This is a genomic window from Pseudomonas sp. LBUM1653, from assembly GCF_059716115.1.
The window spans coordinates 1,740,039-1,754,334 of the sequence record NZ_CP166803.1; the positions used below are offsets into that span (position 1 = coordinate 1,740,039).

The window sequence follows — 14,296 nt, forward strand, 5'->3', positions numbered from 1 at the left end:
GCGGAGAAGTGCTGGAGGGGAGGGACGCGGCGCAGACTGGGGTGACGGTTTTTTGTCGCCGAGGTGATTCAGGACTGTTACGCATCGCTGGCGGATTACGTTGTTTTCGACAGGTAGCCCAATGCCATTGATTGCAAAGGGTTTACCCAGGTCGCGGACAACTACCGCGAGCAACACGCTGGACGAGATCGTCGCCAGGGCACCGGCTTACTTCAGGTAACCCGTGTTGACCGGCAGTGATCCGCCCGGTAACCCGCTTGAGCCCATGTGCATGTTCTCCGCATTCAACCAGGGTGCCGACAAATCGTTGGCAGCGGAGGGAATGCACATGGCTACGCTCATCGGTATCGTCAGCAAGGTTATCGGTCAGGTCTTCGCGGTGGCGGGTGATGGCACTCGTCGAGTGCTGATCGAGGGGGACCGATTGTTTGCCGGCGATCAACTGGTGACCGGGGCCGAAGGCGCGGTGGCGGTGCATCTGCAAAACGGCCAGGAACTGACGCTGGGCCGCGGCAGTAGCCTGCAAATGACTGCCCAGTTGCTGGAGCACATATCGCCCCATGTGGATACGGTTGAAGCGACGACCCCGAGCCAGGCGCAGCTGACCGATGTCGAGCAACTGCAAAAAGCCATAGCCGCCGGTGACGACCCGACCCAGACCGCTGAAGCGACGGCGGCCGGCCCGGGTTCGACCGAACCTGCCGATGGAGCACAGGGTGGGGGCCACAGTTTCGTCATGCTCGAAGAAGTGGGGGGGCGGGTCGATCCGACCATTGGCTTCCCTACTGCCGGGTTCAACGGCATTCCGGAGTTCCCGCTTGCGCGGCACGACGGCGATGGCAACAGCGATCAAAGCGCCTCGGCTCCGCTGATTACGCCACCAGTGGTCACGCTGCCCGAAGTCCCACCACCGGACGTCACACCGCCGGTAGTCATACCGCCTATTGTGACGCCGCCTGAAGTTTTACCACCTGTCATCACGCCACCCGTGAACAATCCGGTCACCCTTGATGGGCTGTCGGTGGCGGGCGGTGAACTGACCGTCAAGGAAGCCAACCTACCTGACGGTTCGGCAAGCAATCCCGCCGCGCTGACCCAGAACGGCACTTTCACCGTCACGGCGCCTGACGGGCTGACCAGCCTGAGCATCGGCGGGATCAATGTGATCAGCGCTGGCGTGGCCAACGGTTTTCCGCAGTCGATCACCACGCCGCTGGGCAGCACCCTGACCATCACCGGGTACAACCCGACCACGGGCGTGGTGAGTTACAGCTACACCCTCAACGACAGCGAAAACCATTCGACCGGCGACGGCACCCAACTCAGTGAACACTTCACCGTGGTTGCCGGTGACAGCAACGGCGACACCGCCACCGGTTCCCTGGACGTCAACATCACCGACGACGCGCCCAAGGCAATCGATGACAGCAACCTCAACACAGCCTCGGAAACCTTGCTCACCCTCGAAGGCAACGTCCTGGGCAACGACGTGCAAGGCGCCGACCGTGTAGCGACCGGCCCCAACAGCGGCCCGATCACCCCCGGCACCTTCATCGGCACCTACGGCACCCTGGTGCTCAATGCCAACGGTACCTACACCTACACTCTCAACCCCGGCGATGCCGACTTCAAGGCCTTGCACGCCGGCGGCAACGGCACCGAGACTTTCACCTACACCCTGACCGATGCCGACGGCGACAGCAGCACCGCCAACCTGGTGTTGAACGTGCACAACAACGATGACGGGGTGACCCTCGGCGGCCTGGGCGTCGAAGGCGGCGAACTGACGGTCTACGAGAAAAACCTCACCTACGGCAGCGACCCCGACGCCCCGGCGCTGACCCAGCACGGGACCTTCACCGTCAACGCCCCGGATGGCCTGCAGAGCCTGAGCATTTCCGGCGTCGCGATCATCAGCGGTGGCGTGGTGCAGGACTTGCCGATCTCCGGCAGCACCTGGCTGGGCAGCACCCTGACCGTCACCGGCTATGACCCGGCCACCGGCGTGGTGAGCTACAGCTACACCCTGAACTACACCGACACCCACCCCAACGCCGACGGCGCCAACAGCATCACCGAGAACTTCGAAGTCATCGCCATCGATGCCGACGGCAGCGAGGCGCGTGGGGAAATCAACGTCAAGATCGTCGACGACCTGCCGACCGCCAACCCCGATGCGACGTCGGTGGGCGAGGGCGGCACCGTCACCGGCAACGTACTGTCGAACGACGTCGGCGGCGCCGATGGCTCAGGCGGTGGCGTGGTCGGCGTGCGTGCCGGCTCCGACACCTCGGCCCCTGTGCATGGCGGCCTGAACAGCCAGATCAACGGCACCTATGGCTACCTGACGCTGGATGCGGCGGGCAACGCCGTGTACCACAGCTACCCGAACTCGGTGAGCGGCCCGGGTGCGAGCGACGTGTTCACTTACACCCTGCGTGATGCCGACGGTGACGAAAGTACTACCACCGTGACCATCGACGTGCACAACAGTTGCTTTGTGGCGGCCAGCGACCACGACGTGACCGCCTACGAAAAAGCCCTGGATCTGCACCAGGACGGCCAAGACCTGGCCCCCGGCATCGTGACCGGCAGCCAGCCTGGCAGCCCAGGCGAAACCGCCAGCGGCACCCTGGTCGGCGCGGTCCACGGCGGCAGCGGCGCTATCACCTACAGCCTGCTCAGCAACGCCATTGGCACCTACGGCCAACTGCTGCTGCATGCCGACGGCAGCTACACCTACACCCTGACTTCGCCAGCCAGCACCGCGCCGCAGGCCAACGACGGCGCCAACACCCTGCACGAAAGTTTTACCTACCAGGCCACCGACGCCCTGGGCAACGTTGCCACCAGCACCATCGTGGTCAACATCGTCGACGATGTGCCGACCGCAATTCCTGATATAGCCACGGTGGGAGAGGGCGGCTACATCGGTGGCAATGTGTTGTGGAACGACAACGCCGGTGCCGATGGCCAGTTCGCCGGCGGTGGCGTGGTCGGCGTGCGCGCCGGCTCGGACACTTCGACCCCGGTTCATGGCGGCCTGAACAGCCAGATCAACGGCACCTATGGCTACCTGACGCTGGATGCGGCGGGCAACGCCGTGTACCACAGCTACCCGAACTCGGTGAGCGGCCCGGGCGCCAGTGATGTGTTCACCTATACCCTGCGCGATGCCGACGGTGACGAAAGCACCACCACCGTGACCATCGACGTGCACAACAGCTGCCTGGTCGCGGCCAGCCACCAAGACGTCACCGTCTACGAAAAAGCCCTGGACCTGAACCAGGACGGCCAGGACCTGGCGCCCGGCAGCGTAACCGGTAGCCAGCCCAGCAGCCCGGGCGAAACCGCCAGCGGCACCCTGGTCGGCGCGGTCCATGGCGGCAGCGGCGCAATCACCTACAGCCTGCTCAGCAACGCCATCGGCACCTACGGCCAACTGCTGCTGCATGCCGACGGCAGCTACACCTACACCCTGACCTCGCCAGCCAGCACCACACCGCAGGCCAACGACGGCGCCAACGTCCTGCACGAAAGCTTCACCTACCAGGCCACCGACGCCCTGGGTAACGTCGCCACCAGCACCATCGTGATCAACATCGTCGACGATGTGCCAACCGCGACCCTCGACATAGCGTCGGTAGGAGAGGGCGGCTACATCGGTGGCAATGTGTTGTGGAACGACAACGCCGGTGCCGATGGCCAGTTCGCCGGCGGTGGCGTGGTCGGCGTGCGCGCAGGCTCTGACACCTCGACCCCGGTGCATGGCGGCCTGAACAGCCAGATCAACGGCACCTACGGCTACCTGACGCTGGACGCGGCGGGTAACGCCGTTTATCACAACTACCCGAACTCGGTGAACGGCCCGGGCGCGAGCGATGTGTTCACTTACACCTTGCGCGATGCCGACGGTGACGAAAGCACCACCACCGTGACCATCGACGTGCACAACAGCTGCCTGGTCGCGGCCAGCGACCAAGACGTGACCGTCTACGAAAAAGCCCTGGACCAGCCATGTGATACCGGCGAAATCGCCAGTGGCACCCTCGTCGGCGCGGTTCACGGCGGCAGCGGCGCCATCACCTACAGCCTGGTCAGCAACGCCATCGGCACTTACGGTCAACTGCTGCTGCACCCCGACGGCAGCTACACCTACACCCTGACCTCACCGGCCAGCACCACACCGCAGGCCAACGACGGCGCCAACGTCCTGCACGAAAGCTTCACCTACCAGGCCACCGACGCCCTGGGCAACGTCGCCACCAGCACCATCGTTGTCAACATCGTCGACGATGTGCCGACCGCTATCCCCGACATAGCCACGGTGGGAGAAGGCGGCTACATCGGCGGTAATGTGCTGTGGAACGACAACGTCGGTGCCGATGGCCAGTTCGCGGGCGGTGGTGTGGTCGGCGTGCGCGCCGGCTCCGACACCTCGACCCCGGTGCATGGCGGGCTGAACAGCCAGATCAACGGCACCTACGGCTACCTGACGCTGGACGCGGCGGGCAACGCTGTGTACCACAGCTACCCGAACTCGGTGAGCGGCCCGGGCGCGAGCGACGTGTTCACCTACACCCTGCGCGACGGCGATGGTGACGAGAGCACCACCACCGTCACCATCGACGTGCATAACAGCTGCCTGATCGCGGCCAGCGACCACGACGTGACCGTCTACGAAAAAGCCCTGGACCAGCCATGCGATACCGGTGAAACCGCCAGCGGCACCCTCGTCGGCGCGGTCCACGGCGGCAGCGGCGCAATCACCTACAACCTGGTCAGCAATGCTATCGGCACCTACGGCCAACTGCTGCTGCACCCCGACGGCAGCTACACCTACACTCTGACCTCACCGGCCAGCACCACGCCGCCTGCCAACGACGGCGCAAACACCCTGCACGAAAGCTTCACCTACCAGGCCACCGACGCCCTGGGCAACGTCGCCACCAGCACCATCGTTGTCAACATCGTCGACGATGTGCCGACCGCGACTCCAGACATTGCCTCGGTAGGAGAAGGCGGCTACATCGGTGGCAATGTGTTGTGGAACGACAACGCCGGTGCCGATGGCCAGTTCGCGGGCGGTGGTGTGGTCGGCGTGCGCGCCGGTTCCGACACCTCGACTCCGGTGCATGGCGGCCTGAACAGCCAGATCAACGGCACCTACGGCTACCTGACGCTGGACGCGGCGGGTAACGCGCTGTACCACAGTTACCCGAACTCGGTGAGCGGCCCGGGTGCGAACGACGTGTTCACCTACACCCTACGCGACGGCGACGGCGACGAAAGCACCACCACGGTGACCATCGACGTGCACAACAGCTGCCTGGTCGCGGCCAGCGACCAAGACGTGACCGTCTACGAAAATGCCCTGGCCCAGCCGTGCAACACCGATGAAACCGCCAGCGGCACCCTGGTCGGTGCAGTCCACGGCGGCAGCGGCGCAATCACCTACAGCCTGCTCAGCAATGCCATCGGCACCTACGGCCAACTGCTCCTGCACCCCGACGGCAGCTACACCTACACCCTGACCTCACCGGCCAGTACCACGCCCCCTGCCAACGACGGCGCCAACACCCTGCACGAAAGCTTCACCTATCAGGCCACCGACGCCCTGGGCAACGTCGCCACCAGCACCATCGTGGTCAACATCGTCGATGACGTGCCCACCGCAATTCCTGATATAGCCACGGTGGGAGAGGGCGGATACATCGGCGGCAATGTGTTGTGGAACGACAACGTGGGTGCTGATGGCCAGTTCGCTGGCGGTGGCGTAGTCGGCGTACGCGCCGGCGCCGACACCTCGAGCCCGGTGCATGGGGGCCTGAACAGCCAGATCGAGGGCACCTACGGCTACCTGACGCTGGATGCGGCGGGCAACGCGCTGTACCACAGCTACCCGAATTCAGTGAGCGGCCCGGGCGCCAGTGACGTGTTCACCTACACCCTGCGCGATGGTGACGGTGACGAAAGCACCACCACGGTGACCATCGACGTGCACAACAGCTCCCTGGTCCCTGCTTGCGACAGCGACATGACCGTCTACGCAAAAGCCCTGAACCAGGACGGCAAGGACCTGATCGCAAAAGGGGCGGACTTTACCGGGACCAAACAGACCTACAGTGTCTCCGGCAGCAATGCCGCCATTGCCCGCAGCGCCTTCGTCGCCAACACGGCGGCCATGACCGCGGTGCTGGTGGTCAGTGGAGCGCTGGGTTCGGTCAACGGGCATCACAACGATGACCTGATCACCGTCAATCTCAAGCAGGGGGAAACCCTCAACCTGGATCACAACCTGACAGCCGGCCACATCAACATGGAGTACTCGATCAACGAAGGCGCCTACATTGCCATCGCTGACGGCCAGACCATCAAGGCGACGTCGGATGCGACCTATAACATCCACATCACTCCCATCCCCGACAACGGCGCAAACGGTGCTGAAAACTACCAGTTGAAGATGACCGTCGATTACTCCGGAGCCCACGACACCACGCCGGACGGCATCTACACCGCCAGCGACAACCATGGCGGCAGCGACAGCGCCAACCTGACCATCAGCTACCAGGATGGCCACACCCTCACCGGGACGGCGGGGGACGACACACTGGTAGCCGGTACTGGCGACAACGTCATCAATGCCGGTGACGGTAACGACGTTCTTACCGCAGGCTCCGGCAACAGCGAGCTGCACGGTGATGCCGGCAATGACTTGTTCTATAGCGGACCTGGCAACGACCTGCTCGATGGTGGTACCGGCATCGACACCGCAAGCTATGCCCACGCCACCGCCGGTGTCACGGTCAATCTCGGCGAGGCTGGAGCACAGAACACCTTCGGTGCCGGCAGCGACACCCTGACCGCCATCGAAAACCTGACAGGCTCCAACTTCAATGACGCACTCAGCGGCGACAACAACAGCAACATCATCACCGGCGGCCTGGGCAACGACGTGCTCAACGGCGAGGGCGGCGACGATTTCCTCATCGGCGGGCTGGGCAACAACACCCTCACCGGCGGCGGTGGCGCCGACACCTTCCAGTGGCTCAACGGCAACAGCGGCCACGACATCATCACCGACTTTACACCGGGTGCCGACAAGCTCGACCTGTCGCAACTGCTGCAAGGGGAGAACAGCACCGCGGCCTCACTGGATGACTACCTGCACTTCACCGTCAGTGGCAGCGGCGCGTCACTGGTGACCAGCATCGACGTCAGTGCCATGGCCGGCGCGGCACCGAACCAGACCATCGACCTGGCGGGTGTCAACCTGGCCAGTCACTATGGGGTTACGCCGGGGGCGGGCGGGGTCATTGGCGGAGCGGATACGGCAACCATCATCAACGGCATGCTCAATGATCATTCGCTGAAGGTGGATACCGTGTGACCTGAAAACCGCAATAAAAATACCGCTCTCCCTGTGATAGGGAGGGCGGTTTTTTTTGCCTGCGACAAAAGCGTTTGTGTTCGATCGTTCGCAGATCACATCGGCTGCGGCTGTCCGATCAAGCGCCCCATCACGCCAAATACCCCCAGTGCCCTGATCGTTTCCAACTCCCCTTGGGTTTCTACTCTCTCCGCTATCAACGGTAAGTCGATGCTGTGGGTCGTGCGGCAAACCGCCTCAATGAACAGCCGTTTGTCACTCTCCACATCTATGCCACGGATGTAGGCACCGTCGATTTTAAGGTAAGCCAGCCCCAGTTGAGTGAGGTTGCCAATTTGACTGAAGTGCCCGCCAAAATGCTGCAGTCCGATACGGTAACCGGTGTCGAGCAGGCTGTGGCTCAAGCGTTGCAATTGGTCCGGTGGTGGCAGTTGGCGTTCATCGATTTCCAGGGTCAGCAGGGGCGCCAGGTCCGGCAGGGATTCCAGCATGTCGAGGATCAGTTGCAGCTGCGCATGATCGCGCAAGGTGCTGCCGGACAGGCTCAATGCCAGGGGTAAACGGTTGATGACGAGGTATTCGAGGGTGGCTTCGAGCATCGCCAGGTCGAATCGCCCCGACCAGTCAAACCGCTCGATCCACGGCAAGAACTGGCCGGCGGCAATCGCTTCGCCCTGTGGATCGAGCAGACGTGCGAGGACTTTGTGATGCAGCACCTGGCGGGTGTCGGCGCATTGCACCACCGGTTGAAAATACAACTGCAGTTTGCCTTCGGTCAGGGCATCGTCGATCCAGGTGTGCCAGTGGTGTTGTGCCTGTTTTGGCGCGCTGTCGCTGCGGCCCAACACGGCCCAGGGGCGCTCGGGATGTTGCCGGGCTTCGCTCAGTGCCTGGTCAAGTTGATGCAGAACTTGGCTTGCCGGGTCGCCGGGGTGGAAGGCGACGATGCCCAGATGGGCGACAGGCATGCAATCACTGTCACCGGTCAGGCGCAGGTTTTCCAGGGTGGCGCTGAGCTCGGCGGCCAGGCGCGTCGCATCCTCGGTATCGAGATCCGGTGCCAGCAGGCTGAATTCGCCCCCGCGATTGCGCGCTGCCAGCCAGGTGCGTCGTTCAGGAACTTGAGTCAGGCGCTTGAGCAATTCGCCGACCGCGCCAATCAACGCATCGGTGCGTTGCCCGCCAAGGCGTTGATTGAGCCCGGCCAGATCGTTGAGCCGCAGCATCAGCAGATGACCGTCGCCATTTTGCTCGGCCACCAGCAGTTGATCGGCCAGTTGCTCATCGAGCAATCGCCGGTTGGCCAGCCCTGTCAGGCTGTCCTGGTAGGACTCGTTGAGCAGTTTTTCACTGCGCGCAGCCTCTTCGGCGAACAACGTCTTGAGCTTCTCGACCATCTGGTTCATCGCCAGCACCACACGCTTCAATTCCGGTGTGCGCGGCAGCGTCGGCAAGCTGAGAAACTCGCGTTTACTGATGGCTTCGGCCTGCCGGACCATGGTGTCGAGCGGACGAAATTGTCGACGCAGCAGCCAGCCACCGAACACCGCACTGAGCAGCCCGCAGAGCAACAACCAGACGAGGCTGCCCAGTGTGCTGTCCCAGAGTTTGGCCAGGGCGAATTGTGGATTGCTCAACACTTCGACCCGCGCCACCTGTTGCCAGCCACGGGTGACCAGTGCATCGCCACCCTCGGGGCGCAAATTCACCAGGTTGACGAACCAGCCAGGTACGCCGTCGATTTGCTCGGGGATGCTGCGTTGCACCAACACCTGCCGATTCTCGAGGTGGGTGACGCGGATGTCGCTGAAATAGCCGCTGTCGAAAATCGAGCTGACCAGCAACTCCATCATGGCCGGGTCGTCGACCTGTGTGGTCAAGGTCAGGCCCAGCGCGGTCGCGGCGTCCTGGGCATGGGCACGCAACTGCCCAAGCGTCTGCTCGCGAGAGCTTTCCAGGCTGGCATAAAAACTGCCGCTGAACGCCACCAGCAAGAACAGGCAGATGGCAAGAAACAACTGGTTGCGCAGTTTCATCGAGCGCTCCTTGCCGTGGCGGCTAACCGTCGCCCACGGCGAACCCTTCGGTTTGCATTTTTTTCAAGACGTCTTGCCAGCGCGAAAGCTTTTTCGAGTCGCCGCTGCGCTGGTTGCCAGGCTTGCCGGGCAGGTACAGGCCTTCGGCGTTGAATGCATACACCGGTAACAGGTCCTTGCGCTGCGAGGCGGGGCGGATTTCGCCGATCAGGTTATCGAGCACCAGCGGTTCGGCACCAGGGCTGCTGTAATAGGTCAGCACCATGTGCGCCTGGTTCTGGTTCAGGGCCTTCACATAGGTAATGCGCAGCTTGTCGCTGGGAATGCCCAGTTGGCGCAGGCTGAAATACTTCGCCAGGGCATAGTCTTCGCAATCGCCGGCGGCCTTGATCAGCGCCTCGACGGGTGTGGCCCAGTAGTCACTCTGGTGCCAGATGCGGGCGTCGTCCTGGAAATCCAGCTGCTGGTTGAAGTAGCGATTGACCGCATTCAATTGCTCCTGCTCGGGCAGGTTACGTTCGCCTTGCAGCATTTCACTCCAGGACTGGATACGTCCCTGCGTTGGCCCCAGGCTGGCATAGCGTTTTTCGGCGGTTTGCGAAATTTGCGCGAAATCCCAGCCGTGCCAGGCACTGCCAGGCACGGCCAGCGGAAAACCCGCCAGCAACAGCCATCCGCCAAACCGAAGTCGGAGTGTTGGCCATCCTGGACTACCCGGACTTCGCGGCATGTCTGGCTGCTCAAGTGCAGAGATTTGAAGTCTAGGTGGTGTTTACAACGACAGTCAGGATTTACGCAGGGTTTTCTGCCGAAGAATGTAAAGGGTCACCAGCACCGCACTGGTCAGCATGAATCCCCGTGCCCAAGGCATTGGCACCAGGTAGCAGGAGAACAGGATGCTGGCCCACATCAGGCTGATGGCGTAGACCTTGCCCTGGAGCGGAATGCCGTTACCCTCGAGGTAGTCACGAATCCATGGCCCGAGCCGCGGGTGCTCGACCAGCCATTGATAGAAACGCGGCGAACTGCGGGCGAAACAGGCAGCCGCCAGCAACAGGAAGGGTGTGGTGGGCAACACCGGCAGGAAAATCCCGAGCACCCCCAGCGCTACGCTCAGCCAGCCGATGGCCAGCAGCACGTAGCGCAACATCAGGGAGCGGTTGCCTATGGGGTTGTCCATAGGCAGGACCTTAGTGGTGACGAGGCTTGAGGATCGCCGGTTTTTCGTCCGGTGCGTTGCACAGCAGGTACAGCGCAGTCAGGGCTTCCGGGATCTGCACGATCATGTCATCCATCAGGTTGGCGTCGGCGGCGATGTCGGAGAACTCCGGTTGCTCGTCGAACAGGCCCGAACCGACCATGATCGGCAGCAGCATTTCGCTGACTTCGTCTTCGGCGGTTTCGAACCAGGCTTCTTCACGCAGGAAGACGCCTTCCATGAAACCGATGCACCAGCCGCGCAGGTCGGAATCGTCCGGGTCTTCGCCCAGGTCCAGGTCGCACGGCAGCTCGAACTCTTCATCAGAGGCCAGTTGACGGGCGATGTGGGCCTTGAGGGCCAGCAGGGTGGATTCGATCGCTTCACGCTCGGTGTCATCGGCGTAATGCGGCTCTTCGGCGAACAGGGCATCGATCCATTCACGATCAGGAACGACTTCCGAACAGATCGACAGCGCGGTGAGGTAGCCGTGGGCGGCCACGTAGTCCAGCGCCTCGTCATGCAGTTCATCGGCGTCGAGGAAGACTTGCAGGCGGGTTAGTTGCTCAGCGAAGGACATTAAAGGGCTACCTTGGGGAATATTCGATGCGGGAATTCTAGGCCTTCTTGAGCGCTTGGGCCAGCCGCGCGGCATATTTGCCCCCTCAAGGACACCGCATTCCCTGTAGGAGCTGCCGAAGGCTGCGATCTTTTGATTTTGTTTTCAAGAAGCAAGATCAAAAGATCGCAGCCTTCGGCAGCTCCTACGGAGGATTCATGTGCATTCCCTCTTATCAGCGGCGCCCTTTGCCGGACAGCGCTCGGGTATACTCGCGCGTTTTGTGATGCCCTGCCGGTTTCGCGGCTCAAATGCAAAGCGTCATGCAATCTGCACTTACGATTTGTCGGTGCAGAGTTGCGGATTCTGCACCAGCCTTGCAGGGATGTTTCGGTGATTTTTGGAGTTTTTATGCTCGAACAGGCTCAGCGCGTCCTCAAGGACATCTTCGGCTACGACAGTTTCCGTGGCCGCCAGGGTGCGATCATTGAGCGCGTGGCCAATGGCGGCGATGCCCTGGTCCTGATGCCTACCGGTGGTGGTAAATCCCTGTGCTTCCAGGTGCCGGCGCTGCTGCGCGATGGCCTGGCGGTCGTGGTTTCGCCGCTGATCGCGCTGATGGACGATCAGGTCGCGACCTTGGAAGAACTGGGGGTGGCCGCTGCGGCATTGAACTCCACGCTCAGTGCCGAACAACAGCGTGACCTGGCGGCAAGGATCCGGCGCGGCGAGGTCAAAATGCTCTACCTCGCGCCCGAGCGTCTGGTCCAGCCACGCATGCTGAGCTTCCTGCAAGGGCTGAACATCTCGCTGTTCGCCATCGACGAAGCCCATTGCGTGTCCCAATGGGGCCATGACTTTCGCCCGGAATACCTGCAATTGGGCCAGTTGGCGGAACTGTTCCCCGACGTCCCGCGCATCGCCCTGACCGCCACTGCCGACAAGCGTACCCGCGAAGAGATCGTCACGCGCCTGCACCTGCAGGATGCCGAGCGCTTCCTGTCGAGCTTCGACCGGCCGAATATTTTTTATCGCATCGTGCCCAAGGAACAGCCGCGCAAGCAGTTGCTGGCGTTCCTCGCCGAGCGTCGCAGCGATGCCGGCATCGTCTACTGCCTGTCGCGAAAGAAGGTCGAGGAAGTCGCCACGTTCCTCACCGAACAAGGTTTCCCGGCGCTGCCGTATCACGCCGGCCTGCCCAACGATCTGCGTGCTCACCACCAGAAACGCTTCCTCAACGAGGAAGGCTTGATCATGGTCGCCACCGTGGCCTTTGGCATGGGCATCGACAAGCCCAACGTGCGCTTTGTCGCTCACCTCGACTTGCCGAAGTCACTTGAAGCCTATTACCAGGAAACCGGTCGCGGCGGCCGTGACGGTCTGCCGGCCGATGCCTGGATGGCCTATGGCCTGCAGGACGTAGTAATGCTCAAGCAGATGCTGCAGAACTCCGAAGGCGACGAACGCCACAAGCGTCTGGAGCAACACAAGCTCGATGCCATGCTCTCGCTGTGCGAGGAAACCCGCTGCCGTCGCCAGACCCTGCTGGCCTACTTTGACGAAGACATGCCCGAGCCCTGCGGTCATTGCGACAACTGTGTCGATGGCGTGCAAACCTGGGACGCTACCGAGCCCGCCCGTCAGGCGCTGTCGGCGATCTACCGGACAGGCCAGCGCTACGGTGTCGGGCACCTGGTGGATGTCTTGCTGGGCAAGGACAACGAAAAGATACGCAACTTCGGGCATCAGCGCCTCTCGGTGTACGGGGTCGGCAGGGCGATGGCCGAAGGCGAGTGGCGTTCGTTGTTCCGCCAGTTGGTGGCCCGAGGTCTGGCCGACATCGATCTGGAAGGCTACGGCGGCCTGCGCCTCAGCGACACGTGCCGGTCGCTGCTCAAAGGTGAAGTGACCCTGGAACTGCGTCGCGACCTGAAGGCGCAAACGACTGCCAAGAGCAGCAAGAGCCAGGCGAGCCAGCTGGTCCGGGGCGAAGAGCGCGAACAGTGGGAAGCCCTGCGTGCCCTGCGCCGCAAGCTGGCCGAAGAACATGGCGTACCGCCGTACGTCATTTTTCCCGACTCGACCTTGCTGGAGATGCTGCGCAGCCAACCAACCTCGCTGGCGCAAATGGCCCGGGTCAGTGGCGTCGGCGCCCGCAAGCTGGAGCGTTATGGCGAGGCTTTCCTCGAAGTCCTCGGTGGCCAGGTCGAAGCACCGAAAGTCGTGGCGGACCTACGCCACGAGCTGATCACCCTGGCGCGTGCCGGCATGACGCCGTTGCAGATCGCCGGGCAGTTGCAATGCTCGGAAAAGAACGTCTACACCCTGCTCGCCGAGGCGATCGGCAAGCAGCAGTTGTCACTGGAGCAGGCGCTGGATCTGCCGGAGGACTTGATGGGCGAAGTCCAGGATGCGTTCCTCGACGGGGAGGGCGAACTGCCGCCAGTGTCGGAAATTTCGGCGCTGTTTGCCGGTCGGGTGCCCGAAGGGGTTTTGTACTGTATTCGGGCCGCTCTGCAGTCCGAATTCGAACTTTGAGCGACCGGTCTCACTGATGTAACGATTCAGTACAGAACAAGTCTTGCCTCTGGCCAAGGCTCATGCTTAGCTGACTAATTATTAGTATTTCTCTTTTTTCAGTCTAATTATGAGTGTTTTATGTCGTTGACCGATCAACACCGTTTTGGCATGCAACTGGCCCAGATGTCGCGTGGCTGGCGTGCCGAGCTCGACCGCCGCCTTGCCGGACTCGGATTGTCCCAGGCCCGCTGGCTGGTGCTGCTGCACCTGGCGCGCTTCGAGCAAGCGCCGACCCAGCGTGAGCTGGCGCAAAGCGTCGGTGTCGAGGGGCCTACCCTGGCTCGGCTGCTCGACAGCCTGGAAAGCCAGGGCCTGGTGCAACGTCAGGCGGTGGTAGAAGACCGTAGGGCGAAAAAAATCGTGCTGTGTGCCCCGGCGCGTCCCCTGATCGAACAAATCGAAACCATTGCCAACCAACTGCGTCATGAACTCTTCGAGGGTGTCGATGAGGCGGATGTAAAGGTCTGCATGCGGGTTCACGGGCACATTCTGGCCAACCTCGAAAAATCCTGAGACAAAACCTCACGCCAGGT

Annotated in this window: 8 protein-coding genes; 3 read left to right on the forward strand and 5 right to left on the reverse strand. The window is 62.4% G+C overall.

Annotated elements, in window-relative coordinates; genetic code table 11:
- Nucleotides 1-207 precede the first annotated feature (207 nt).
- The gene (locus ACA054_RS07990) at nucleotides 208-330 is read right to left on the reverse strand and encodes a hypothetical protein (protein ID WP_497688915.1); all 123 of its coding nucleotides are present in this window, start codon (nucleotides 328-330) and stop codon (nucleotides 208-210) included.
- Here ACA054_RS07990 and ACA054_RS07995 point away from each other — a divergent pair.
- Nucleotides 329-7,390 (forward strand): retention module-containing protein, encoded by a 7,062-nt coding sequence (locus tag ACA054_RS07995; RefSeq protein ID WP_497688916.1) that lies wholly within the window; start codon nucleotides 329-331, stop codon nucleotides 7,388-7,390. The two genes, ACA054_RS07990 and ACA054_RS07995, sit on opposite strands and share 2 nt — an antisense overlap.
- A gap of 95 nt (nucleotides 7,391-7,485) precedes the next feature.
- On the opposite strand, the gene lapD is transcribed toward ACA054_RS07995, so the two are convergent.
- From lapD to ACA054_RS08015, 4 genes are read right to left on the reverse strand one after another with little or no spacing between them, the layout of a single operon-like run.
- Nucleotides 7,486-9,426 carry a cyclic di-GMP receptor LapD gene (gene lapD / locus ACA054_RS08000; protein WP_497688917.1) on the reverse strand — a complete coding sequence of 647 codons (1,941 nt, stop codon included), beginning with the start codon at nucleotides 9,424-9,426 and terminating at the stop codon, nucleotides 7,486-7,488.
- A gap of 22 nt (nucleotides 9,427-9,448) precedes the next feature.
- Nucleotides 9,449-10,156 (reverse strand): cysteine protease LapG, encoded by a 708-nt coding sequence (gene lapG / locus ACA054_RS08005; protein WP_497688918.1) that lies wholly within the window; start codon nucleotides 10,154-10,156, stop codon nucleotides 9,449-9,451.
- Nucleotides 10,157-10,210: 54 nt separating this feature from the next.
- Nucleotides 10,211-10,606 (reverse strand): YbaN family protein, encoded by a 396-nt coding sequence (locus ACA054_RS08010; RefSeq protein WP_497688919.1) that lies wholly within the window; start codon nucleotides 10,604-10,606, stop codon nucleotides 10,211-10,213.
- Between the two features lie 10 nt (nucleotides 10,607-10,616).
- Nucleotides 10,617-11,204, reverse strand: coding sequence for a UPF0149 family protein (locus ACA054_RS08015; protein WP_034146211.1), 588 nt, complete (start codon nucleotides 11,202-11,204; stop codon nucleotides 10,617-10,619).
- Between the two features lie 390 nt (nucleotides 11,205-11,594).
- Between ACA054_RS08015 and recQ the strand changes: the two genes are divergently transcribed.
- Nucleotides 11,595-13,721 (forward strand): DNA helicase RecQ, encoded by a 2,127-nt coding sequence (recQ, locus tag ACA054_RS08020; protein ID WP_497688920.1) that lies wholly within the window; start codon nucleotides 11,595-11,597, stop codon nucleotides 13,719-13,721.
- A 120-nt stretch (nucleotides 13,722-13,841) separates the two neighbouring features.
- Nucleotides 13,842-14,276, forward strand: coding sequence for a MarR family transcriptional regulator (locus ACA054_RS08025; protein WP_497688921.1), 435 nt, complete (start codon nucleotides 13,842-13,844; stop codon nucleotides 14,274-14,276).
- Nucleotides 14,277-14,296 lie beyond the last annotated feature (20 nt).